The organism is Bradyrhizobium zhengyangense (assembly GCF_022012555.1).
Classification (GTDB): domain Bacteria; phylum Pseudomonadota; class Alphaproteobacteria; order Rhizobiales; family Xanthobacteraceae; genus Bradyrhizobium; species Bradyrhizobium zhengyangense.
The window spans coordinates 25,755-49,729 of the sequence record NZ_JAKLTZ010000022.1; the positions used below are offsets into that span (position 1 = coordinate 25,755).

Sequence of the window (23,975 nt, forward strand, 5' to 3'; positions counted from 1 at the left end):
AGGAAAGGTAGCCTGTCATGGAATTGAAAGACGTAGCCGTTCTCATCACCGGTGGTGGCTCGGGTCTCGGCGAAGCGACCGCGCGCGCCATGGCGGCCAAGGGCGCCAAGATCGGCGTGATCGACCAGAACAAGGAGAACGCCGAGAAGGTCGCCGCGGAAGTGAAGGGCATCGCGCTTCATGCCGACGTCACCAGCGAGGAGCAGATCAAGGCTGCGATCGCCAAGGCGGAAGCCGCGCATGGCGTTGCTCGCGTGCTGATGAACTGCGCCGGCATCGGCGGTTCGCAGCGCATCGTCGGCCGCGATGGCGTCTACCCGCTCGAAAAGTTCGCGCGTATCATCAACGTCAATCTGATCGGCACGTTCAACTGCCTGCGACTGTTCGCCGAGCGCCTCGTCACGATCGAGCCTGTTGGTGAGGAGCGCGGCGTCATCATCAACACCGCGTCGGTGGCCGCCTATGAAGGCCAGATCGGCCAGATCGCCTATTCGGCCTCGAAGGGCGGCGTTGTCGGTTTGACCTTGCCTGCCGCACGCGATCTCGCGAGCCAGAAGATTCGCGTCAACACCATCGCGCCCGGCTTATTCTTCACGCCGCTGCTGATGGGTCTCAATGAGGAGGCGCGCAAGAGCCTGGGCGCTCAGGTGCCGCATCCCTCGCGCCTTGGCGATGCCAAGGAGTACGGCGCACTCGCCGTGCACATCGTCGAGAACGCGATGCTCAACGGCGAGACCATCCGCCTCGACGGCGCCATCCGCATGGCTCCGCGGTAGGCTCTTCCCTTCTCTCCTTGTGGGAGAAGGTGGCATAGGCGGCCTCCGGCCGCCGTCCTTAGTAGGACGCCGATGCTTTGCATCGGCTATAGCGCCGGATGAGAGGTTCTCTCCACGGAGACAGACCCCTCACCCAAGCGAGTATGTGGCTAGCGAAGTACATGCCCTCTCCCACAAGGGGAGAGGGCGCAGCAATCGGCGCCGTGACTCGCGGCTAGCACGAGGCTTTCCATGTCCCAACCGCTGCTGATCGAGCATGACGACGGCGTCGACCGGGTGACGCTCAATCGGCCTGACAGTCTCAACGCGCTCGATCCTGCGCTGATCGATGCGCTCAACGTCTATTTCCAGGGACTCCAGCGCAACCGCGACACACGCGTCGTCGTGCTACGCGGTGCCGGCAAGAATTTTTGCGCCGGCCTCGATCTGAAGGCGGCGATGGCGCGCCGCGCCGGGCAGCAGGAGCCGCCTGGCGTCACGGAGTCGCTGGATTCGCAGCGACGCATCGCCGACATCGTGATGCTGATGCGCCGCTGTCCGCAGCCGATCCTGTCGCTGGTGCAGGGCGCGGCGGCCGGCGGCGGTTTTGCGCTGGCGCTGGCCTCCGACATTCGCATTGCGACGAAGTCGGCGCGGATGAACTGCGCCTTCATCAAGCTCGGCCTTGGCGGCTGCGACATCGGCACCAGCTATTTCCTGCCGCGGCTGGTCGGCGTGTCGGTGGCGTCGGAACTGATCCTCACGGGACGCTTCATCGGCGCGGAGCGGGCACTTGCGGTCGGGCTCGTCTCTGAGGTCGTGGACGAAGACAAGCTCGACGCGGCCGCCGAGCCTTACGTCGATGCGATGATCACGGCCTCGCCGGTGGGGCTGCGCCTGTCAAAGGAATGTCTTAACATGAGCGTCGATGCAGGATCGCTGGAAGCCGCGATCGCGATGGAGGACCGCAACCAGGTCCTGTGCAGCCGCTCCGAGGAATTTTCGGAAGGCATCAGGGCCTTCCTTGAGAAGCGAAAGCCTGTCTATATCAAGCGCTGAACAACGAATATCCGCAAAGGACAAGAAATTCCGGGAGACGCAAAATGAGTGGAAGCGCGGCGGCGGTGATGTCAAAGCCCGCCTTTCGCAGGGTCGAGTGGCTCGCGCGCGACATCGATGTCGAGCGCCGCGCTGATGGCACGGTGGTGCTGAAGTCGCGCATTCCGCTGCAGGCTTACGAAAAGCATCTTCCGGCTTCGCTGGCGAAATGGGCCAGGGAAGCGCCCGAGCGCATCTGGCTCGCGCAGCGCGGCGGCCCGAACCGCGAATGGCGAAAAGTCTCGTATGGCGAAGCCAAGCGCACGGTCGATGCGCTGACGCAGGCGCTGCTGAATCTCAAACTCGACGGACGCCCGGTCGCGATCCTCTCCGGCAATTCGATCGAGCACGCGCTGATGACGCAGGCGGCGATGCAGGCACGCGTCCCGGCGGCCCCGGTGTCGCCGGCTTACTCCTTGATGAGCCATGATCACGTCAAGCTGAAGTATCTGTTTGACCTGATCAAGCCGGCTGTGGTGATGGTGCAGGACGGCCCGACCTTCGAAAAGGCGCTGAAAGCCCTCGATCTCACCGGCGTCACTGTCGTGCACGTCTCCCGGCCCTGTGAGGGCGTCAAGAGCGTCAGCTTTGCCGACCTTGCGGCAACACCTGTGACGAAGGATGTCGAGGAGTCGATCGCGAAGATCACGCCCGACACCGTCGGCAAGTTGCTGTTCACGTCGGGCTCGACCGGCATGCCCAAGGCCGTCATCAATACGCAAGAGATGATGTGCGCCAATGCCGCGATGATGATGCAGGTGCGGCCGCGCATCCCGGGCGGTCCGCTGCCGGTGGTGCTGGACTGGATGCCGTGGAATCACACCATGGGCGGCAATGCCGCGTTCCATCCGGTGCTGGTCGATGGCGGCACGCTCTATATCGACGACGGCCGGCCGATGCCGGGACAGCTCGAGGAGACGATCAGGAATCTCCGCGAGATCTCGCCGACTTATTATGCCAACGTGCCGGCCGGCTATGCTGCGCTGGCGGCGGCGATGGAAAAGGACGACGCGCTGTGCCGCTCCTTCTTCAAGAACCTTTCGATTATGGCCTATGGCGGTGCGCGGCTGCCCGACGATCTCTACGATCGCATGCAGGCGCTTGCGGTCAAGACCACCGGTGAGCGCATCGTGTTCTACACTGGCTGGGGTTCGACCGAGACCGCGCCGACTTCGACCGGCACCTATTGGGACACCGAACGCGTCGGCCTGATCGGCCTGCCGTTCCCCGGCGTCGAGCTGAAGATGGTGCCGTGCGGCTCGAAATACGAGTTGCGGCTGCGCGGCGTCAACGTCACGCCTGGCTATTTCGGCCAGCCCGATCTCACCAAGAAGATGTTCGACGAAGAAGGCTTTTACTGCATCGGCGACGCCGGCATTTTCGTCGACGACAACGATCCGGTGAAGGGCATCATCTTTGCGGGTCGGGTCGTCGAGGACTTCAAGCTCACCACCGGCACGTTCGTTCATGTCGGCTCGCTCCGCACCGACGCGATCGCGGCGGCGACGCCGGTCGTGCATGACGCGCTGGTTGCAGGGCAGGATCGCGCTTTCATCGGGCTCCTTGCCTGGCCGAACCTGCATGCATGCCGCCAGCTCGTCGGCAATCCCGATCTCAGCTTCGAGGATGCGGTGAAGCATCCCGAGGTGATTGCGTGCTTCAATCGCGGCCTCCAGGCCCACAACAAGGAATGCGAGGGCGCCAGCAGCCGTATCATCGCGCGCGCGATGCTGATGGTCGAGCCGCCTTCGATCGACGGCAACGAGCTCACCGACAAGGGCTATATCAACCAGCGCGCCGGCCTCGAGCGCCGCGCGGCGCTGGTCGAGCGGCTCTATGCGGACAAACCGGATCAGGATGTGATCGTGCTGCGATGAAGCACTTCTCTCTCCACTCGTCATTCCGGGGCGCGCGCAGCGCGAACCCGGAATCCATCGGGCCGCATAAAGGCGGTGAAATGGATTCCGGGCTCGCCGCTACGCGACGCCCTGGAATGACGGTCTCTAACAACAAATAAGAGGGCAGGCCGCCATGAACTTCGATTTCTCTGACGACCAGAAACAGCTCCGTGACCAGGCGCGCAAATTCCTCACAGAAAAATGCTCACCCAAAGCCGTGCGCGTCGTGCTCGACGGCAAGACGCCTTACGACAAGGAACTCTGGAAGGGCCTTGCCGAGATGGGCTTCCTCGGCGTTGCAATCCCCGAGGAGTTCGGCGGTGCCGGCGCCGGCCATCTCGAGCTTTGCGTGATCGCTGAGGAGATGGGCCGCGCCAATGCGCCGGTGCCATTCTCCTCGACAGTTTATCTTGCCGCCGAAGCGCTGCTGATCGCCGGCAGTGACGCGCAAAAGAAGAAGTGGCTGCCCGCCATCGCTTCGGGCGAAGCGATCGGCACGCTGGCGCTGTTCGAGGGCAAGGGCAATCCGGCGCCGAAGAACGTCAAGCTTACGGCTGCGAACGGCGTGCTCAACGGCGTCAAGAAGCCGGTGCCCGATGGCGCGATTGCTGACTTTGCTGTGGTTGCAGCGCGCACGGGATCGAGCGGGCGCGACGGTGACATCTCGCTGTTCCTCGTTGACCTCAAGGCAGGCGGCGTCGAGGTGAAAAGCCTCACCAATCTCGACCCGACCCGTGGTCAGGCCGAGATCACCTTCAAAGATGCCAAGGCTGAGCCGCTCGGTGTGGCCGGCGAGGGTTGGAGCATTTTAACCGAGGTGCTCGACCGCGCCGCGGTGCTGTGCGCCTTCGAGCAGGTCGGCGGCGCTGACCGCGCGTTGGAGATGGGCCGCGACTACGCGCTCGACCGTATCGCCTTCGGCCGCCAGATCGGCTCGTTCCAGGCGATCAAGCACATGCTCGCGGACATGTATGTCTCGGCGACGCTGGCGCGCTCCAACAGCTATTACGGCGCCTGGGCGCTCTCGACCAACGCGGCCGAACTGCCGGAAGCCGCTGCCGCCGCGCGCATCAGCGCGACGCAGGCGTTCCAGCACTGCGCCAAGAACAACATCCAGGTTCACGGCGGCATGGGTTTCACCTGGGAGTTCGACTGCCACATGTACTACCGTCGCGCCAACGCGATGGCACTCGGGCTCGGCAGCCTCACCTATTGGGAAGATCAACTGATCGATCGCATGCGCAAGAAGAACGCGGCTTAGGCGAAGGACACTGTCATGAACTTCGACGACACTCCGCAGGAAGCCGAATTCCGCGCCACCGCGCGGGCGTGGATCGGCGCCAACGCGCCGAAGCAATATGAGGAGGATCTGCGCAAATCCTCGCTCGGTCGTACCGTGCTCAGGAACGCTGACATTCTCGAGGTTGCAAAGGCCTGGCAGAAGAGGAAGGCCGATGCCGGCTGGGCCTGCCTGCACTGGCCAAAGGAATATGGCGGCCGCGGCTCATCGCCGATCGAGCGCGTGATCTGGCAGCAGGAGGAGGGGCCGTTCGGCCAGCTGTCCCGCATGTTCATCATCGGCCACGGCATGTGCGGGCCGACCATGATGGCGTTCGCACGCGAGGAGCATAAGCGCACCTACCTCCCGCCGCTCGCATCAGGCGAGAAGGTCTGGTGCCAGCTGTTCTCCGAACCGGCCGGCGGCTCCGATGTCGCTGGCCTGCGCACGCGCGCAGAGAAGGATGGCGACGACTGGGTCATCAACGGCCAGAAGATCTGGACGTCGGGCGCGCATTATTCCGACTACGGCATCTTGCTCACCCGCACCGATCCCACCGTGCCCAAGCACAAGGGTCTCACCATGTTCTTCCTGGACATGAAGAGCCCGGGCGTCGAAGTGCGGCCGATCAAGCAGGCGAGCGGTGCGTCCGACTTCAACGAAGTTTATTTCACCAATGTCCGCATCCCCGACCATCAGCGCCTCGGCGAGGTCGGTGACGGCTGGAACGTTTCGCTGACCACTCTGATGAACGAACGCAGTGCGATCGGTGCGGCCGTCTCGACCGGTTTCCCCGAACTGTTCGAATATTGCTCCAGCCTGATGCTCGATGACGGTCCGGCGATCGAGGATCGCGCGGTGCGCTCGAAGCTCGCCAACTGGGCGGTGAAGGCGAGCGGGCTGAAATACACCAGCATGCGCGCGATCTCCGCGCTGTCGAAGGGCGAGCGGCCTGGTCCGGAGAACTCGATCGGCAAGCTCGTGGCGGGCTCCATGATTCAGGACGTCGCGACCTACGCACTCGATCTGCAAGGTGCCGCCGGCGTCGTCAGCGGCGAGGATGCCGAGCTCGCCGGCCGCTTCCAGGCGATGCTGCTGCGTGCGCCGGGCACCCGCGTCGAAGGCGGCACCGACGAGATCATGCGGAACATCATCGCCGAGCGGGTGCTGGGCCTGCCCGGCGACATCAGGGTCGACAAGGACGTGCCGTTCAACAAGATCCCGACCAGGGGAAGAGGGTAGAGGTTCGCCATGAATTTCGACGATACCCCGCAGGAAGCCGCATTCCGCGAGACCGCGCGCAAATGGATCACCGCCAACGCGCCGAAGGAGTTCGAGCAGGAGCTGTCAAAATCCTCGCTCGGCCGCATCAGGCTTGCCAAGCACGACATGGTCGAGGTCGGCAAGGCCTGGCAGAAGAAGAAGGCCGAAGGCGGCTGGGCCTGCCTGCACTGGCCGAAGGAATATGGTGGTCGTGGCGCCACGCCGATCGAGCGCGTGATCTGGCAGCAGGAAGAGGGCGTCTACGGCAAGCTGACGCAGCCATTCCAGATCGGCGAGGGCATGTGCGGCCCGACCGTGATGGCTTGGGGCACCGAGGACGCCAAGCGCCGCTATTTGCCGAAGCTCGCCTCGGGCGAGGAGATCTGGTGTCAGCTGTTCTCCGAGCCGTCCGCCGGCTCTGATGTCGCGGGCCTGCGCACGCGCGCGGAGAAGAAGGGCGACGTCTGGGTTGTGGACGGCCAGAAGATCTGGACTTCCGGCGCGCATTACTCCGACTACGGTCTGTTGATCGCGCGCACCGATCCAAATGTGCCCAAGCACAAGGGCCTCACCATGTTCTTCCTGGACATGAAGAGCCCTGGTGTCGAGGTGCGGCCGATCAAGCAGGCCAACGGCATGCAGGAGTTCAACGAGGTCTATTTCACTGATGTCGTCATCCCGGACAGCCAGCGTCTCGGCGCGGTCGGCGAAGGCTGGAGCGTCTCGCTGACCACGCTGATGAACGAACGCATGTCGATCGGCGCGCGGCTCGCGACCGGCGTCCCTGAGATGTTCGAGTTTTGCTCGAACCTGACGCTGGAGGATGGTCTCGCCATCGACGATCCCGCTGTGCGCTCAAAGCTTGCGAGCTGGGCGGTGAAGTCGAGCGGGCTGAAATACACCAGCTACCGCGCGATCTCGGCGCTGTCGAAAGGCGAGCGGCCGGGACCGGAGAACTCCATCGGCAAACTGGTCTCGGGCATGATGCTCCAGGACATCGCGACCTACGCCATGGACCTCCAGGGCGCGGCCGGAGTGCTCACCGGCAGCGACGAGGAGACGGTGCACGGCCAGTTTCAGCAGATGCTGCTGTCCTCGCCCTCGATGCGGATTGCCGGCGGCACCGACGAGATCTTGCGCAACATCATCGCCGAGCGGGTACTGGGATTGCCGGGGGATATCCGCGTCGACAAGGATGTGCCTTACAACAAGATCCCGACCAAGGGGCGGTGACAACTTCAATCACGGAATCGTAGGGTGGGTTAGTTAGCGCAGCGTAACCCACCTCTTAGCTTCCGCAGAGGAGACAGAAGTGGTGGGTTACGCCGCGCGGTTTGCGCTTCGCGCAATCCGCGGGGTTAACCCACCCTACGAAGAAAGCGACGCGAGCTAGATCATGGACGCTAAAGTCAACCAAAACGACCGCATCGGCGTGCTCGAAGAGCTCCTCAACGAGCGTTACTCCGTGCGCGCCTTCCTGCCCAAGGAGGTCGATCGCGCCACTATCGAGCATGTGCTGACCACGGCGCAGCGGACCGCGTCCTGGTGCAACAGCCAGCCCTGGCAGGTCATCATCGCCAGCGGCGAGGCGAAAGAGCGCTTCCGCCAACTGATCTACAAGGAGGCCTCAGGCGGCCTTGGTGACGATTATGATTTCACGCCGCCGCGCGAATATGTCGGCGTCTATCTCGAGCGCCGCCGCGAGAGCGGCTTTCAGCTCTACAACACGCTCGGCATCCCGCGCGGCGACAAGATGGGTTACGCCAAGCAGGCGCTGGAGAATTACAATTTCTTTGGCGCGCCGCATGTCGCGATCATTCACACCAATGAGCCGCTCGGCATCTATGGCGCGATCGACTGCGGTGCCTATGTTTCAAATTTCATGCTCGCCGCGCAAGCGCTCGGGCTCGGCACGATTCCGCAGGCCGCGCTGGCGCGCCATTCCGGCCTGATCCGCCGCCACTTCAACTTGCCCGACGACCGCCGTGTCGTCTGCGGCATCTCGTTCGGCTATGCCGATCATGCGCACAAGGTCAACAGTTACCGCACCTCGCGCGCATCAGTCGCTGACACAGTGACGTTCGTCGAGACATGACTCGAGCCGAGTTGGCTTGTTCACACGCGCGCAAAGACGGCCGCACAAACGGCCGCCTTCGCGAGCTGCCTTGATCAAATGACGCGCTATCCGCCGCTGCCGCCGATCACGGCGCGCACGGTCTCGTCGGGCCCGAAGTCCTCGGCGCCGTCGACATAGAGCAGCGCGGCGAGCTTCGAGCGCGCGCGGTTGACGCGGCTCTTGATGGTGCCGACGGCACAGCCGCAGATCGAGGCCGCATCCTCATAGGAGAAGCCAGAGGCTCCGACCAGGATCAGCGCCTCACGCTGATCTTGGGGAAGCTTCTCGAGCGCGGTGCGAAACTCCTCGAACTCGAGATGAGCGTTCTGCGAAGGCTGCGTCTTCAGCGTCTTGGCATAGTTGCCCTCGGCGTCCTCGACCTCACGCCGCCGCTTGCGATAGTCGGAGCGAAACAGATTGCGCAGGATCGTGAACAGCCACGCCGGCAGATTGGAGCCGGGCTGGAACGAGTCGATGTTGGCGAGCGCGCGGAGCAGCGTCTCCTGCACCAGATCGTCGGCGCGGTCGGCATTGCCGCTAAGCGATATGGCGAACGCGCGCAGGCTTGGCACGGCCGCCAGAATGTCGTCACGCAGGGAGTTTGTGAGAGGCATTAGTCCCTCCCATTGTTGTCGTTGGAGCCCCCAGCCCCATTCTCGTTTGGAGACCCACCTCCCGGCGCATCAAGCTTTTTGATGAGCTCCGCGAACCGGTCCGGAACCCCCTGCCGCACGACATCATCATACATCGCGCGCAGTTGATGCCCTATCCGGGATTGGATCTCCGGAGTGAGGCCTCCCTTGCCGGGGGTCGTGCTTTTGCTGGCTTGAGACTTGAGATCTTTCATGACCTGTTCCACGTTTCCCCGAGTTAAGTGACTGCAAAATAGAGAAGTTTTCTCAACCGGGAGCCGTTCCCTGGACGAGTTCAATTCAGGGTTCGACAAAAAGTTCCCAGCCAAAGGGAACTTTTCTTATCCTGAGGCGTAATCAGCCCCAGCAGGGGAACCCGGGCCTCCCCTCATGTTGCCTGGTTCCTCAAGGTTGGCCCGATGATGAATGGAGTGGGGATGTCCCGTTCACAGCTCGTTGCTGAACACTTGCCGTTGTTGCGCCGGTATGCGCGCGCCCTGACGGGCAGCCAGGCCTCCGGCGACGCCTATGTCGCAGCCATGTTGGAAGCCATGCTGGGAGATCCGTCAGTGCTCGACGAGAGCCATGGGCCGCGGGCCGGCCTGTTCCGGCTGTTTACCCAGATCTGGAATTCGGTTTCGGTCAATGACGATTCCGAGGTGGCGACACTGCCGATGCCGCCGGAACGCCGGCTGTCCAATATCACGCCGCTGCCGCGCCAAGCCTTCCTGCTACTCTCGCTCGAGGGCTTTTCGGAAGAGGAAGTCGCTTTCGTCCTCGGCACCGACGTTGCCGAGACGCGCCGGCTGGCTGACGCCGCCGGCCGCGAGATGGCGGCGGAGATCGCAACCGACGTGCTGATCATCGAGGACGAGACCTTCATCGCCATGGACCTCGAGAGCCTGGTGAAGAATCTCGGCCACAATGTCGTCGGCGTCGCGCGCACCCATGCCGATGCCGTGGCGCTGGCCAAGAACAAGCGGCCGGGCCTCATCCTCGCCGATATCCAGCTCGCCGACGGCTCCTCGGGCCTCGATGCGGTAAACGAGCTGCTGCGCACCTTCGAGGTGCCTGTCGTGTTCATCACCGCCTATCCCGAGCGCTTCCTCACCGGCGAACGCCCCGAGCCGGCCTTCCTGATCTCAAAACCGTTCCAGCCCGCGATGGTGTCGGCGGTGGCGAGCCAGGCGCTGTTCTTCCAGCGCAACTCGCGCAACCGCGCGCCGAAGGCCCCGGCGGCGTAGCGCGACCAGCCATCTGGCGATGACGTTCGATCCGGCGTGCCGCGAGGCACGCCGGATTTTTCGTGCCCGCTTGACTGGTATTGAATTCGCCGCCCATACCTCGTGCATCTCGACAATCGGAGACGTACCCATGGACCAGCAACTGCTCGACCGCCTCGCCATCCGCGACCTCGTCGAGAACTGGGCGGTGTGGCGCGATGCCGGCGACTGGGAGCGCTTTGCCACCGTCTGGCACGAGGAAGGCTGGATGTCCGCCACCTGGTTTCAGGGGCCGGCGCGGGAGTTCATGCGGGTCAGCCAGGAAGGCTTTGCCACGGGCGTGCGCATTCTGCATTTCCTTGGCGGCAGCAGCATCGACCTTTCGCGCGAGCGTGCCATTGCGCAAACCAAGATGACGATTTCGCAGCGGGCCCTGGTGCACGACGTGCTCTGCGACGTCGTCTGCACCGGCCGCTTCTACGATTTCCTGGAGAAGCGAAAGGATCAGTGGGGCATCGTCCGCCGCCAGCCGATCTACGAGAAGGACCGGATCGATCCGGTCGATCCGGCAGCAGAGCTTCGCCTCGACCAGCAAGCGCTCGCTGCGCTGCCCGAAGGCTACCGCCACCTCGCCTACATGCAGGAGCTGATCGGCTACAAGGTCAAGCGCGACATGCCGGGCCTGATCGGCCCCGAGGTCGAGAAGCTCTATGGCGAGGGACGGGACTGGCTGGCGGGGAAGGCCAAATAGTCTGCAAGCAAGGTGAGCCCCAGACAAAAGTAAGGCGCGACTGGCATCACCACAGTCGCGCCCTACGTCGCCGGCTTATGGGGCAGGGGGGAATAGCCGGCTGTTGAGACGACTCCCAGCCAAGAGAGTCGTTCCCAGTGGTCGCAAAATTTTTTAAGCGGCTTTTGTGCGCTCTGGCGTGAATTTGGCACACGGTTAAGTGATCTTAACTTCTGGGAAACTCCGGTCCTCCCCTCGCGTTGTTCCCGCGATCGCCATGGGGCGAGGGACCGATAGTCATGCCACAGATTCAAAAGGTAATTTTTGGTGCCGTCGCGCTTATAGCGACGCTGGGCGCCGTTCAGGTCGGCGCCGTGCAACTGGCTTCCGGCCAGGATCTGGCCGAGCGCTGGGAAGCGCTGGCCGACCAGCCGGGCCAAACCTCAGGTCGCAACCTCGCAACTCATAACGTCAACCGCGCCGGTAAGTCCGACCGCCTCGCCGACCTGAAGCCGGCGGCGGTTCCGACTCGTACCGTCTCGATGCGGTTGAACGACCTTGCCGATACGTCCGTGCTGCTGCGGGTCCCCGCGGTCACCGAGACCGGCAACGCCAAGCCGGCGTCGTTGCTTCTGACGCCGGGCCGCAAGCCCACGATCGCCTGCGAGCCGATGGTCAGCTCCCTGACCGAGGTCGCCAAGCTGCTGCAGCCTGGCCGCTGCGTGACCTGATCCGCATCGGCCCTCCGCGCAAAAACGTCCTCCCGTCGGGAAGGCGGCTTTGCACGCGCACTTGATCCGCCGTCCCATCGCGTTATATCCCGGCTTTCTCCATTTCTGATTGACCGGGTAAACGCATGACGACGTCCGATACGGCCACGCATACGCAGCCTTTCCAGGCTGAGGTTTCCGAGCTCCTGCACCTGATGGTGCATTCCGTCTATTCGGAGACCGACATTTTCCTGCGCGAGCTGGTCTCCAACGCCTCGGATGCCTGCGACAAGCTGCGCTATGAGGCGATTGCTAGTCCCGCCCTGCTGGGCGAGGGCGACGCGCTCAAGATCCGCATTATCCCGAGCAAGGCGTCCGCAACGCTGACCATTGCCGATAACGGCATCGGCATGGAGCGGCAGGAGCTGATCGACCATCTCGGCACCATCGCCCGCTCCGGCACCAAGGCCTTCGTGTCGAAGCTGAAGGAGGCCAAGGACGGGCTTGGCCTGATCGGCCAGTTCGGCGTCGGCTTCTATTCCGCCTTCATGGTCGCCGAGAAGATCGTGGTGATAAGCCGCCGCGCCGGCGAAAGCGACGTCTGGAGCTGGACATCGTCAGGCGGCTCCGGCTTCGAGATCGCGCGCGCCAGTGACGAGGAGGCGGCCCGCGTGGCGCGCGGCACCGAGATCGTCCTGCACCTGAAGGATGACGCCAAGAAATATCTCGAAACATACGAGATCGAGCGCATCGTCAGCGCCTACTCCGACAACATCCTGTTCCCGATCGAGCTCGTGCCGGAAGAGGGCGATCCGCGCCAGATCAATTCGGCAAGCGCGCTTTGGCAGCGCTCGAAATCCGAGCTTTCGCCTGAGGACTACAAGAAGGCCTATCAGCAGATCGCGTCCGCCTTTGACGACCCCGCGATGACGCTGCACTACCGTGCGGAGGGGCGATACTCCTACGCCGTGCTGCTGTTTGCGCCCTCGACCAAGCCGTTCGACCTGTTCGAGCCGAACCGCAAAGGCCGCGTCAAGCTCTATGTCCGGCGCGTCTTCATCACCGATGATGCCGACCTGTTGCCCGGCTATCTCCGCTTCATCCGCGGCGTCGTCGACAGCGAGGATCTTCCGCTCAACATCTCGCGCGAGATGCTGCAGAACAATCCGCAGCTGGCGCAGATCCGCAAAGCGGTGGCGACCCGCGTCGTCAATGAGCTCGAAAGCCTCGCCGAAAAGGACGCGGAGAATTTCGCAAAGATCTGGGATGCCTTCGGCGCGGTGCTGAAAGAGGGCGTCTACGAGGATTTCGAGCGCCGCGAGAAGCTGCTGGCGCTGTCGCGCTTCACCACCACGACCGGTGAGAAGCGCGCGCTCAAGGACGTCGTGGCCGATTTCAAGCCGAACCAGACCGAGATCTATTATCTCGTCGGCGACAGCATCGAGCGGCTGAAGTCCAGCCCGCGGCTGGAAGCCGCGACCGCGCGCGGCATCGAGGTGCTGCTGTTGTCTGATCCGGTCGACGCCTTCTGGACCTCGATGCCGACGGAGTTCGAGGGCAAGCCGCTGAAGTCGCTGAGCCAGGGCGAGCTCAATCTCGACCTGATCCCGCGCGTCGACGACAAGGACGAGGCAAAGAAGGAGGAGCCTGCCGCGGACGAGGCCGCCACCATCGCAGTGATCAAGGCGGCGCTCGGCGAGCGCGTCAGCGACGTCAAGGCCTCGACCCGCCTCACCAGCTCCGCCTCCTGCCTCGTCGCCGACAGCCAGGGTCCGAGCCGCGAGCTCGAGCGCATCCTGGCGCAGCAGAACCGCGGCATGCGGACCAAGCCGATCCTGGAGATCAATCTGCGTCACCCCATGGTGACGGCGATCACCAGGGCCCAGGCCGGCTCGACGACGGTCGACGATCTCAGCCTGCTCCTGCTCGAACAAGCGCAGATCCTGGATGGCGAACTGCCGGAAGATCCGGCCGCGTTTGCTGCAAGGCTGAACCGGCTGGTGTTGCAGGGGCTGGGCTGAGGCCCATCTCCCCCCGCCGTCATTGCGAGGAGCTTGCGACAAATTGCGTGGCAAGTTTGCGTTGATGCGACGAAGCCATCCAGAGATGTTTCCACGGAGGCAGTCCTGGATCCCTTCGCTCGCAATCACGGGGGCCGAGGGGTGCGTTAGTTACTCTGCCGCGTCCTCCTGCTCTTCCAGCTCGACCTCCGCCTCCGGTTTCTTCTCCATCCAGCGTGACAGGGTGTTGGAGAAGCGGTCGAGGTAGAGATAGACGACGGGCGTCGTGAACAAGGTCAGTGCCTGGCTGACGATGAGGCCCCCGACCATGGCGTAGCCGAGCGGCTGGCGGATTTCCGCGCCCGTCCCGGTGCCGAGCATCAGGGGCACGCCGCCGAGCAAGGCCGCCATCGTGGTCATCATGATCGGCCGGAAGCGCAGCAGCGCGGCCTGGCGGATCGATTGCTCCGGCGTCAGGTGCTGCTCGCGCTCGGCAGCGATGGCGAAGTCAACCATCATGATGCCGTTCTTCTTGACGATGCCGATCAGGAGGATGACGCCTATCAAGGCGATCAGGCTGAAGTCGAAGCCTGCGATCATCAGAATCGCGATTGCGCCGACGCCGGCCGACGGGAGTGTGGACAGGATGGTCAGCGGATGGATGTAGCTCTCGTAGAGGACGCCGAGCACCAGGTAGACGACGACGAGCGCGGCGAGGATCAGCATCGGTACGGTGCCGAGCGACTGCTGGAACGCCTGCGCAGTCCCCTGGAAGCTCATTGACAGCGTTGGCGGCGCGCCCATCTCGCTGACCGCGCGCATCACGGCCGCGGTCGCCTGTCCGAGCGCAACGTCCTCGGCCAGGTTGAAGCTGATCGTCACTGCCGGAAACTGGCTCTGATGCGCGATCGCGAGCGGACGCACCGGGTCGTTGTTCCAGCGGCAGATGACCGAGAGCGGGACTTCGTCGCCTGTCAACGGCGACTTGATGTAGAGCTTGTCGAGCGTGTCGAGCTTGCCTTGCAGCGCGGGGGTGATCTCGAGCACCACGTGATAGCTATTGGTCTGCGTGAAATATTGGGCCACCTGGCGTTGGCCGAACGCGTCGTAGAGCGTGTCGTCGATCAGCTGCGGCTGGATGCCATAGCGTGCGGCGGTGTCCCGGTTGATCGTCAGCTGCAGCGTCGTGCCTTCGGTCTGCTGGTCAGTGGCGACGTCACGAAGTTCCGGCAGGCTTCTCATCTCCCCCAGGATTTTTGGCGCCCACGTATTCAGCTCGGTAAGATTGGCGTCCTGGAGCGTGAATTCGAACTGGGTGCGGGTGGCGCGGCCGCCGAGCCGGACGTCCTGCGAGGCCTGCATATAGAGGCGGGCGCCCTCGACCTTGGCGAGCTTTGGCCGCAGCCGCGCAATGATTTGCTGCGCATTGGCGTCGCGCTCCCCGATCGGCTTCAGCGTGACGTACATGCGTCCCGAATTCAGCGCCGTGCCGCCTCCGCCGATGAACATCGCGATGGAATCGACGGCTGGGTCTGCCTGCACGATGGCATTGAGTTCCTCCTGACGCCGCTTCATCTCGGTGAAGGAGACATCCTGGGACATTTCCGACACCGCAGTGAGGAAGCCATTGTCCTGCTGCGGGAAGAAGCCCTTCGGGATCAGGATGAACAGCAGGGCCGACAGCGCGACGGTGCCGAAGAAAACACAGAGCGTGATGAGGCTGTGCCGCAGCGCGAGGTCGAGCCCGCGCTCATAGGCGCCGAGCAGGCGCTCGAACAGCCGCTCGCTCCATTGGTAGAAGCGGCCGGCGCGGGCCTCGTGATCGGAGCGCAGAAAGCGCGAAGCCATCATTGGTGTCAGCGTCAACGAAACCATGAGCGAGACGAAGATCGCCATCGACAGCGTCACCGCAAATTCGCGGAACAGCCGGCCGATGATGCCGCCCATCAGCAGCAGGGGGATCAGTACGGCGACCAGCGAGATGCTGATGGAGACGATGGTGAAGCCGATCTCGGCCGCGCCCTTGTAAGCGGCGGTCACCGGGTTCTCGCCCCGCTCGACATAGCGCGTGATGTTCTCCAGCATCACGATGGCGTCGTCGACCACGAAGCCGACCGCGATGGTCAGCGCCATCAGCGACAGATTGTCCAGCGAGTAGCCGAACACCCAAATCAAGGAGCAGGCACCGAGCAGGGCCAATGGCACGGTGATGCTCGGGATGATCGTAGCCCAGAAGCTTCGCAGGAACACGAAGATCACCATCACCACCAGCATGATGGTGATCATCAGCGTGATCTGTACGTCGTCGACCGCGGCGCGGATGGTGATGGTGCGGTCGCTGATGATTTTGATCTTGATCGCCGGCGGGATCGCCGCGATCAGCCGCGGCAACTTCTCCTTGATGCGGTTCACCGTGTCGATGACGTTGGCCCCCGGCTGCTTGAAGATCACCAGGAAGACGCCGCGCTTGCCGTCGGCCCAGGCCGCGGTCTTCATGTCCTCGGGCCCCGATACCGCTTCGCCGATATCGCGAATCCGCAAAGGCGCGCCGTTGCGATAGGCGACGATGACGTCCTGCCACTGGCTGGCTTCGAGCAGTTGGTCGTTGGCATAGACGGTATAGGCGCGCCGCGTGCCGTCGATGTTGCCCTTCGGGCTGTCCGTGGTGGCGATCGCGATCTGGTTGCGCACGTCCTCCAGCGACAGTCCCTTGGCGACCAGCTTGGCCGGATCGACCTGGATGCGCACGGAAGGCTTCTGCTGCCCGCCGACGAACACCTGGGCGACGCCGGGAATCTGGCTGATCTGCTGTGCGAGCTGAGCGTCAGTGCGATCGCTGACGGTGGTGAGCGGAAGTGTCTCTGATGTCGCCGACAGGATCATGATCGGCGAGTCCGCCGGATTGACCTTGCGATAGGTCGGAGGTGAGGGCAGGTTCTTCGGCAATTGGCCGCTCGCCGCGTTGATCGCAGCCTGCACGTCGTTGGCCGCGGCATCGATCAGGCGATTGAGATCGAACTGGATGGTGATCGATGCCGAGCCGAGCGAACTCGTCGAGGTCATCTGCGTGATGCCGGGGATTTGCGCGAGCTGCCGCTCAAGCGGCTGCGCCACGGACGAGGCCATGGTTTCGGGACTGCCGCCGGGAAGCGAGGCGGAGACCTGAATGGTCGGAAAGTCGACCTGCGGCAATGGTGCAACCGGCAGCAGAGGGTAGGCCACGAGGCCCACGAACAGGATGCCCGCCATCAGTAGCGAGGTGCCGATCGGATAGCGGATGAACGGAGACGAGAAGCTCTCTTGCATGCCCTGACACCATCGACTGGTCAGCGCATCTTCTCGCGCAAAGCGGAGCCGCGCCCGAGAGAGCTCATGCGCGAATGTGCGTTTCCTTCAGCCCATATGTTTGTTGATTGCCCTGGAACATCATCGGTCCGGGGCCGGCGTTGTCAGGCACGAGACTAGTCCCTTCGAGGGGGCTTGCGAACGGAATCCTGCGCAGGGCGCTTGCGACCTTTGTCGAACAGGCTTTCTTAGATATGCACTTTCTGCAGGCCAAGGGGTAACTTGCCTGCCCTTTCGCAATTGCGTCAAAAGCGGAAGAGGTATGTTGCGAAACGGTCGCTACCGTCGTCGGATTGTGGGATATGAACCGGCACGACGCCCGCCGTTGCCGCCGATTCGAGGAATTTCCGATGCGCACCCTGCTCCTCACCATCATCGCGATCGCCACGTTGCAAGTTGCGACGCCTGCCAGCGCCCAGCGCTACGACCCCCGCTATCCGGTATGTATGCACGTTTACACTGGAGGCCCTACCGGCGGCGGCTCTGACTGGTTCGATTGCTCTTTCACATCGCTGGAGCAGTGCCGCGCCACGGCGTCCGGTCTTGCCGCATCCTGCGACGTCAATCCGTATTATACGACGATCACGCCGCCATCGCGCCCGTACCACAGGCGGCACGGTTAGAATCGAGCGGTCACCCGTCCGGGTGATCGATCCGCCTTGCGCGCGGAGCCGCGCTATTCCTTCTTGATCCCCGACAGCGACACCACCTTGCGCCATCGCTCGGTCTCGGCGACGAGCATGCCGCCGAACTCGCCGGCATTGCCATGCAGCGGGATCGCGCCGAGTTCGGCGATGCGGCCCTTGATTCCGGTGTCCGATAACGCCGTGTCGATCTCGCGATTGAGCAGATCGACGATCTCGCGGGGCGTGTCATAGGGCGCGCCGACGCCGTAGAACGAGGATGTCTCATAGCCGGGCAGCGTGTCCGCGATCGGCGCCACGTCGGGCAGGATGTCCGAACGCTCGCGCGTGGTGACGCCGAGCGCGCGCAGCTTGCCCGCACGTACCAGCTCGAAGGACGAGGTGACGTTGTCGAACATGCCCTGGATCTGGCCACTCATCACATCGGTCAGGCCCGGCGCGGAGCCACGGTACGGAACGTGCGCGAACTGCACGCCGGCGATCGACTTGAACAGCTCGCCGGAGAGATGCAGCGAGGTGCCGATGCCGGAGGATGCAATCGACATCTTGCCGGGATTGGCCTTGGCGTAGGCGATGAAGTCGGCGACGCTCTTCACCGGCAAGTCATTGTTGACGACCAGCACCAGCGGAATGCGCGCGACGCCGGCAACCGGTGCGATGCCCTTGGCGAAGTCATAGGGCAGGGTCGGGTCGAACGAGGCGTTGATCGCGTTCGCCGTCGAGGTCAGCAGCAGCGTGTATCCGTCCGGTGCGGAGGTGATCACGGCCTGCGTTCCGATATTGCTGCCGGCGCCGGGCTTGTTCTCGACGATGAATGTCTGGCCGAGCCGGTCGGACAGCCGCTGACAGATCAGCCGGGAGAGCATGTCGGTGGCCCCGCCGGGTGCGTAAGGCACCACCCATTTCACGCTGCGTGAAGGATAGGAGGGGTTGCCGACGGCAAAGGCGCGCGGCGCCGCGAGCGCAGCTGCGGCGCAGGTCGTGCCCTGTAGCAAATGTCGCCTGGTGATCATCGTGGCCTCCAGCTCATCGCGCGCGCAGCGCGTCCGAATGACTGGACTTGCTATCGCAAGAATTGCGCCAGGCCGCACGCCGATCCCGTCGGCTTGGTAAAGGATGATCGCAGTTAATCGAGAGCTAACCGAGTTTTACCTTGTCTCTTAACACCTGCGCAGGGCGTGCGGGCTAAGCTTGAGGGAACAAGCGGATACCGCCCGAAAGAATGAACAGCATGACCACTGGCGTCATCGAACAAGCCAAGGCCGCACGCGCGCCTTCGGCCTCAAAGATCTGGCTGAAGGCGATCGAGCTGACCGCGCGGATCGAGACGTTGCCCGGCCGCCTGTTCGCCGATGTCGTCGACGACTGGGCGCGGCGCCAGCCTGACCACGTTGCACTGGTGACGGACGATGCCGAGCTCGACTATGACGGTCTGTCGAAACGCATCAATCGCTATGCGCGCTGGGCGCGCTCGGTTGGCGTCGTCAAGGGCGACACAATCGGCCTGATCATGCCAAATGGCATCGACTACGTCGCAGCCTGGCTCGGCATCAGCCGCGTTGGCGGCGTGGTGGCGCTGCTGAACACCAAGCTTGTCGGTCAGTCACTCGCGCATTGCATCGATGTGGCCAAGCCCTCGCATCTCATCGTCGCGCACGAACTGACGGAGACGCTGGCCAGCGCAATTCCGCATCTGAAGACCGAGGCGAAAATCTGGAGCCATGGCGATGCCCGCAGCGAGCGCGCGATCGATGTCGCGCTGGCCGCGCTCGATGACGGGGCGCTGTCGCCTGACGAGCACGGCGACGTCACCATCGATGACCGCGCGCTGCTGATCTACACGTCGGGCACGACAGGCCTGCCGAAGGCTGCCAGCATCAGCCACCGCCGCATCCTGAACTGGGGATTCTGGTTCGCCGGCCTCACGGGCGCAACGCCGCAGGATCGGCTGTATGACTGCCTGCCGCTGTTCCATTCGGTTGGTGGCATCGTCGCGCCGTGCAGCATGCTGGCCGCCGGCGGCTCGGTGGTGATCGCGGAGAAGTTTTCGGCCTCGAATTTCTGGCCCGACATCGCCAGGCACGATTGCACGCTGTTTCAATATATCGGCGAACTCTGCCGCTATCTGCTCAAGGCGCCGCCGTCGGAATACGAGAACCGCCATCGGCTGCGGCTGGTCTGCGGCAACGGCCTGCGCGGCGATATCTGGGAGGATTTCCAGAGCCGCTTCGCGATTCCGCGAATCCTCGAATTTTATGCCGCGACCGAAGGCAATTTCTCGCTGTTCAACGTCGAGGGACAGCCGGGCGCAATCGGCCGCATCCCGCCGCTGCTTGCGCATCGCTTTCCGGCAAGTCTCGTCAAGCTCGACCCCGACAGCGGCGTGCCGTTGCGCAACAACGAGGGATTCTGCGTCGCCTGCGCCCGCGGCGAGGCCGGCGAGGCGATTGGCCGCATTGGCAAGGCCGAGGAGGGGGGCGGCCGTTTCGAGGGCTACACTGACGCGGGCGAAACCGAGAAGAAGATTTTGCGCGACGTCTTCACCAAGGGCGATGCCTGGTTCCGCACCGGCGATCTGATGCGGCTCGACGACAAGGGCTTTTTCCATTTCGTCGATCGAATCGGCGACACCTTCCGCTGGAAGGGCGAGAACGTCGCGACCTCGGAGGTCAATGACGCCGTGCGCGATTTCACCGGCGTGATCGATGCCATGACCTATGGCGTCAATATTCCCGGCGCCGATGGTCGTGCCGGCATGAGCGCGATCGTGGTTAACGAGGGTTTTGACATCGAAGCGCTGCCGGCTTATCTCGCCCGGCGTCTGCCGGCCTATGCCCGCCCGGTCTTTATCCGCATCTCGCGCGAGCTCGATGCGACCGAGACCTTCAAGCAGAAGAAGGGCGACCTCGCGCGCGAGGGGTTTGACCCAGCCGCGATCGCCGAACCGCTGTTCATGCTGGAGCCGAAATCCGGCGCATATATCGCGCTCGATTCATGTGCTTTTGCGCAGATCGTGGACGGGACGATCAGGCTCTAGCCGCAGCAAAATCGGCAGATAGGTCCAATTTTATCTGAATTGTCCAAGAGGCCATTTACTTCTGTCGGGTAAACAGACGGCATGGGAGGCGGTCATCAAGAGCCGCCGCAAGACATACTATCGATTAACGAAGGAAGAGGCGAGCCAGCCATGTCGGTAAGGTCCAAGGTCATCGAGGCGATCCAGCAGATCGCAAAGGAACAGCAGGTCAAGCTTCCAGCGCTCACGGATGATCTGTCCCTGCACGAGACGGGCTTCGACTCGCTCGCCTTCGCGATCCTGGTCGCTCGTCTCGAGGACGAGACCGGCGTCGATCCCTTTACCATTTCCGAGGACGCTGCGTTCCCCGCCACCGTGGGTGATTTCGTGCGGGCCTACGAAAATGTCCCCGCGTGAGGTCTTTGCGCTCCGCGACCATCTCGGCGCGGAGCTGAAGGGACGTACGCTGTCGGATGCACATGATGTCGTGTCGCTGACCGACGTCCTGTCGCAGACCGTGCTGGGCGGCCGCTTGCGCGAGCTGTCCGGCCGCGCCGTCCTGCTCAAGCTGTCGGACCAGCTCCGCTCGGGCCTTGCCATGATCGAGCTCGACGGCATCGCCCGCCGCATGCTGCTGTGCCCGCCCGACCTCAATCCGGCGCATCTTGACGCGGTGATCGCGGATGCCGGGATCGATGCCGTTGTCTCCGACGAGCCCGATCGCTGGGCCGACGCCGGCGTGTCGCTGGTCGTCACGGCACAATTGCCGCTTCAAGCCACCACGCCCGCGAAGACCGAACGCGCGACCGAGTGGCTGATGCTGACCTCGGGCACCTCAGGCGTGCCGAAGATCGTCGGTCACACGCTGGAAGCGCTCACCGGCGCGATCGTTGCGGAAGGCCCTGCCAAGGGGCCCGCGCCTGTCTGGGCCACGTTCTATGACATCCGCCGCTATGGCGGCTTGCAGATCTTCCTCCGCGCCATCCTTTCCGGCGGCTCGATGGTGCTGTCGGACCCGCATGAAGCGCTCGCCGATCACGTTGCCCGGCTGAACGCGCGCGGGGTCTCCCACATTTCCGGCACGCCCTCGCACTGGCGCAAGCTCCTGATGAGCGGTTCGGCGGCGCAGTTCGCGCCAGGTTACGTTCGCCTCTCCGGCGAAATCGCCGACCAGGCGGTGCTGGACGGCCTGAAGGCGGCATTCCCCAGCTCCTCCGTCGGTCACGCCTATGCCTCGACCGAGGCCGGTGTCGGCTTCGCCGTCAATGACGGGCTCGAAGGTTTCCCGGCCGACTATCTCGGCAACCGCAACGGCGTCGAGATGAAGGTCGTCGATGGCTCCCTGCGCATTCGCTCGACGCGCACGGCGCACGCCTATATCGGCCGCAACGCCGCGGCGCTAACAGATGGCGACGGCTTCGTCGACAGCGGCGATATCGTCGAGTTGCGCGGCGACCGCTATTATTTCGTCGGCCGTCGCGGCGGCATCATCAATATCGGTGGGCTGAAGGTCCATCCGGAAGAGATCGAGGCGGCGATCAACCGGCATCCCGATGTGCGGATGTCGCGGGCCAAGTCTCGCCGCAGCCCGATCACCGGCGGTATCGTCGTCGCCGACGTGATCCTCGCTGAAGGCACCGATCCGGCACGAGCCAAAGAGATCCGGGACCAGATCCTGGATCAGTGTCGCGCGCAGCTTGCCTCGCACAAGGTGCCTGCGGTGATCCGCTTCGTCGAGGCGCTCGACGTCACCCCGGCCGGCAAACTGGCGCGCACCGATGCATAATGTTCTCGTTACCGGCGGCAGCCGCGGCATTGGGCTTGCGATCGGCCGGCGTCTCGTCGGCGCAGGCTACAACGTGATCGCGGCCGCGCGGCGCGAGAGTGACGAGCTCAGATCCGAGATCGCTGCCTCCGAGGGACGACTGCATTTCCGTGCGTGCGATCTGGCGGTGATCGATGCGATCCCGGCCTTCGCAAAGCTCGTGCGCGACGAATTCGGCCCGATCTACGGCCTCGTCAACAATGCCGGCCTTGGCACCGAGGGCCTACTCGCCACCATGCACAATTCGGAGATCGAGGCGCTGGTGCAGCTCAACGTGCTGTCCCCGATCATCCTCACCAAATATGTGGCGCGCCAGATGATGGCCGATGGCGCCGGCCGCATCATCAACATCTCCTCGATCATCGCGACGACAGGCTATAACGGCCTCTCGGTCTATGGTGCCACCAAGGCGGCGGCGACCGGCTTCACCCGCTCGCTCGCGCGTGAGGTCGGCAAGCTCGGCATCACAGTGAACGCGATTGCGCCCGGCTTCATCGATACCGAGCTCACGCACAATCTCTCCGACGAGAGTCGCAAGCGCATCGCTGGCCGCAGTGCGCTGCGCCGCCTGCCAGAAACCGACGACGTCGCGCGCATGGTTGAATATTTGCTCGGCGACGGCGGTCGCAACGTGACCGGCACCGTGTTCACGATCGACGCAGGGAATACGGCCTGAGACGGAACCCGACCGACAAAATGACGTTGATCCGGCACAATGACAACGAGCCGGATTTGGTCGTAAGATGCCGCGTCATCGATTGGGTTATGTCAATCGAACTGCCCTAAACGAAAGGGAGCAGTCCATGGCAACGCCAAACGTCAACGTTGCGATTGAGGGCCGGGCATCCGCGGAGCGGTCGCCCGCGAAACTGGACGATGCGCGCTGCCCGCCGATGTCGCATCAAAATTCCGGTAGCCACGGCTACGAGATGTATCCGCAGCAATTCGTGCGCCTGATCGGCTGTCATGACGCGCCGTCGCCGAGCTTGCGCAAGCGCCAGGATGAGAAACTGCACTAGCGCGCGTCCGCGCTTACGTCTCGGGTTTCGGAAGGTCAATCCGTGCGTGCGAGAATTCCGGCGGCCCTTCGGTCAGCCGGCGAATACGGCGTTCGCGCTCGTCCGCGGGCAAGGCGGGATCGAGCAGTCCCTCGATCTCGTGCACGGCGATCTCTTCGATCTTGGCGGCGTCGGATGCGACCGTGATGTGTGGTGACGTCGGCGCTGCCGGAGCGACCTTGAGACCCAGCTCGACCAGTTTGCAGATCGCAGCTGCGCGCGACAATTGCTGGGTCTCAGCCCAGGCGTCCACGGCCGCAGTCAGCCCCTCCGGCATCTTGACGGCACTGATGATGTCGAGGCCGGTACGTCGACGTACCGGACGGTCGGAATCCTTGTTGTCGTAGTCAGACACCCCTGATGGTCCCGTGTGACACATAGAC

At 63.7% G+C, this 23,975-nt stretch carries 22 protein-coding genes; 17 read left to right on the plus strand and 5 right to left on the minus strand.

Annotated features, from left to right (window positions below; genetic code table 11):
* Positions 1–17: 17 nt before the first annotated feature.
* From L6639_RS38520 to L6639_RS38550, 7 genes are all read left to right on the plus strand, one after another.
* The gene (locus L6639_RS38520; protein WP_128968562.1) at positions 18–776 is read left to right on the plus strand and encodes an SDR family NAD(P)-dependent oxidoreductase; all 759 of its coding nucleotides are present in this window, start codon (positions 18–20) and stop codon (positions 774–776) included.
* A 231-nt stretch (positions 777–1,007) separates the two neighbouring features.
* Positions 1,008–1,814, plus strand: coding sequence for an enoyl-CoA hydratase/isomerase family protein (locus tag L6639_RS38525; protein WP_237866596.1), 807 nt, complete (start codon positions 1,008–1,010; stop codon positions 1,812–1,814).
* Positions 1,815–1,858: 44 nt separating this feature from the next.
* Positions 1,859–3,730 carry an AMP-binding protein gene (locus L6639_RS38530; protein ID WP_237866597.1) on the plus strand — a complete coding sequence of 624 codons (1,872 nt, stop codon included), beginning with the start codon at positions 1,859–1,861 and terminating at the stop codon, positions 3,728–3,730.
* 154 nt (positions 3,731–3,884) lie between these two features.
* Positions 3,885–5,012, plus strand: coding sequence for an acyl-CoA dehydrogenase family protein (locus tag L6639_RS38535; RefSeq protein ID WP_237866598.1), 1,128 nt, complete (start codon positions 3,885–3,887; stop codon positions 5,010–5,012).
* Positions 5,013–5,027: 15 nt separating this feature from the next.
* The gene (locus L6639_RS38540) at positions 5,028–6,272 is read left to right on the plus strand and encodes an acyl-CoA dehydrogenase (protein ID WP_237866599.1); all 1,245 of its coding nucleotides are present in this window, start codon (positions 5,028–5,030) and stop codon (positions 6,270–6,272) included.
* A gap of 9 nt (positions 6,273–6,281) precedes the next feature.
* Positions 6,282–7,526 (plus strand): acyl-CoA dehydrogenase, encoded by a 1,245-nt coding sequence (locus tag L6639_RS38545; RefSeq protein WP_237866601.1) that lies wholly within the window; start codon positions 6,282–6,284, stop codon positions 7,524–7,526.
* A gap of 163 nt (positions 7,527–7,689) precedes the next feature.
* Complete coding sequence (locus L6639_RS38550) at positions 7,690–8,388, plus strand: nitroreductase (RefSeq protein ID WP_237866602.1); 699 nt, start codon at positions 7,690–7,692, stop codon at positions 8,386–8,388.
* Between the two features lie 86 nt (positions 8,389–8,474).
* Here L6639_RS38550 and L6639_RS38555 read toward each other — a convergent pair whose 3' ends face one another.
* Positions 8,475–9,023: a sigma-70 family RNA polymerase sigma factor gene (locus L6639_RS38555; protein ID WP_128954138.1), complete on the minus strand. Its 549-nt coding sequence runs from the start codon at positions 9,021–9,023 to the stop codon at positions 8,475–8,477.
* A complete protein-coding gene (locus L6639_RS38560; RefSeq protein WP_194478017.1) occupies positions 9,023–9,256 on the minus strand; it encodes a NepR family anti-sigma factor in 234 nt (77 codons plus the stop codon). Before L6639_RS38560 ends, L6639_RS38555 begins: the two co-directional genes overlap by 1 nt.
* A 222-nt stretch (positions 9,257–9,478) precedes the next feature.
* Between L6639_RS38560 and L6639_RS38565 the strand changes: the two genes are divergently transcribed.
* The 4 genes from L6639_RS38565 to htpG all read left to right on the plus strand — a co-directional run bounded on the left by L6639_RS38565 (position 9,479) and on the right by htpG (position 13,725).
* Entirely contained in the window at positions 9,479–10,285 is an 807-nt protein-coding gene (locus tag L6639_RS38565; protein ID WP_177243503.1) for a response regulator, read from the plus strand.
* 130 nt (positions 10,286–10,415) lie between these two features.
* Positions 10,416–11,015, plus strand: a complete 600-nt coding sequence (locus tag L6639_RS38570) for a nuclear transport factor 2 family protein (RefSeq protein ID WP_237866603.1) — start codon at positions 10,416–10,418, stop codon at positions 11,013–11,015.
* A 278-nt stretch (positions 11,016–11,293) separates the two neighbouring features.
* Positions 11,294–11,725 carry a hypothetical protein gene (locus tag L6639_RS38575; protein ID WP_237866604.1) on the plus strand — a complete coding sequence of 144 codons (432 nt, stop codon included), beginning with the start codon at positions 11,294–11,296 and terminating at the stop codon, positions 11,723–11,725.
* A gap of 125 nt (positions 11,726–11,850) precedes the next feature.
* Positions 11,851–13,725 (plus strand): molecular chaperone HtpG, encoded by a 1,875-nt coding sequence (gene htpG, locus L6639_RS38580; protein ID WP_237866605.1) that lies wholly within the window; start codon positions 11,851–11,853, stop codon positions 13,723–13,725.
* Positions 13,726–13,875: 150 nt separating this feature from the next.
* Here the strand turns inward: htpG and L6639_RS38585 are convergent, their stop codons facing one another.
* A complete protein-coding gene (locus L6639_RS38585) occupies positions 13,876–17,010 on the minus strand; it encodes an efflux RND transporter permease subunit (RefSeq protein WP_237866606.1) in 3,135 nt (1,044 codons plus the stop codon).
* 389 nt (positions 17,011–17,399) lie between these two features.
* Here L6639_RS38585 and L6639_RS38590 point away from each other — a divergent pair, with 389 nt between their 5' ends.
* Complete coding sequence (locus tag L6639_RS38590; protein WP_237866660.1) at positions 17,400–17,672, plus strand: DUF3551 domain-containing protein; 273 nt, start codon at positions 17,400–17,402, stop codon at positions 17,670–17,672.
* 53 nt (positions 17,673–17,725) lie between these two features.
* On the opposite strand, the gene L6639_RS38595 is transcribed toward L6639_RS38590, so the two are convergent.
* Positions 17,726–18,706 carry a Bug family tripartite tricarboxylate transporter substrate binding protein gene (locus L6639_RS38595; RefSeq protein ID WP_237866608.1) on the minus strand — a complete coding sequence of 327 codons (981 nt, stop codon included), beginning with the start codon at positions 18,704–18,706 and terminating at the stop codon, positions 17,726–17,728.
* A gap of 209 nt (positions 18,707–18,915) precedes the next feature.
* Between L6639_RS38595 and L6639_RS38600 the strand changes: the two genes are divergently transcribed.
* The 5 genes from L6639_RS38600 to L6639_RS38620 all read left to right on the plus strand — a co-directional run bounded on the left by L6639_RS38600 (position 18,916) and on the right by L6639_RS38620 (position 23,553).
* Positions 18,916–20,730: a long-chain-acyl-CoA synthetase gene (locus L6639_RS38600; RefSeq protein WP_237866609.1), complete on the plus strand. Its 1,815-nt coding sequence runs from the start codon at positions 18,916–18,918 to the stop codon at positions 20,728–20,730.
* A 150-nt stretch (positions 20,731–20,880) separates the two neighbouring features.
* Entirely contained in the window at positions 20,881–21,126 is a 246-nt protein-coding gene (locus L6639_RS38605) for an acyl carrier protein (RefSeq protein ID WP_237866610.1), read from the plus strand.
* Positions 21,113–22,495: a class I adenylate-forming enzyme family protein gene (locus L6639_RS38610; protein ID WP_237866611.1), complete on the plus strand. Its 1,383-nt coding sequence runs from the start codon at positions 21,113–21,115 to the stop codon at positions 22,493–22,495. The genes L6639_RS38605 and L6639_RS38610 overlap by 14 nt, the downstream gene beginning before the upstream one ends.
* The gene (locus L6639_RS38615) at positions 22,488–23,210 is read left to right on the plus strand and encodes an SDR family NAD(P)-dependent oxidoreductase (RefSeq protein WP_237866613.1); all 723 of its coding nucleotides are present in this window, start codon (positions 22,488–22,490) and stop codon (positions 23,208–23,210) included. The genes L6639_RS38610 and L6639_RS38615 overlap by 8 nt, the downstream gene beginning before the upstream one ends.
* A 127-nt stretch (positions 23,211–23,337) precedes the next feature.
* Positions 23,338–23,553: a hypothetical protein gene (locus tag L6639_RS38620; protein WP_237866614.1), complete on the plus strand. Its 216-nt coding sequence runs from the start codon at positions 23,338–23,340 to the stop codon at positions 23,551–23,553.
* Between the two features lie 13 nt (positions 23,554–23,566).
* Here the strand turns inward: L6639_RS38620 and L6639_RS38625 are convergent, their stop codons facing one another.
* Complete coding sequence (locus tag L6639_RS38625) at positions 23,567–23,971, minus strand: hypothetical protein (protein WP_237866662.1); 405 nt, start codon at positions 23,969–23,971, stop codon at positions 23,567–23,569.
* Positions 23,972–23,975: the final 4 nt, after the last annotated feature.